Annotated in this window: 1 protein-coding gene; it reads right to left on the bottom strand. The window is 64.5% G+C overall.

Annotated elements, in window-relative coordinates:
* On the bottom strand, window positions 1-234 hold a 234-nt coding region (locus ACPYOJ_RS36905), incomplete at both ends, for an ABC transporter substrate-binding protein (RefSeq protein WP_481420619.1).

Here is a 234-nt window from a genome sequence, read left to right as displayed (position 1 = left end):
GTCATGACTGCCGGGAACGGTGACGACACTGACGTGATTTTGCTCGACCTGTTTTAACGCCAGCGAGGGCTGCGCCTGGGCACTGGCCAGCACCAGCGTCGGGCGCATGGATAAGATCCCCTCCGCGTTAAGCTGGCGCAAATAGCCGACGTCGGGCAGGGCGTTCGCCGCCTGCGGCCACTGGCTGGTGCTGTCGCGGGCAACCAGTGACGATCCCGCGCCAAGGGCATAAAC

Source organism: Rhizobium sp. SVR5-9E (genome assembly GCF_056755095.1).
Note: the sequence above shows the minus strand (reverse complement) of the source record. Positions and strands in the feature narration are given on the sequence as shown.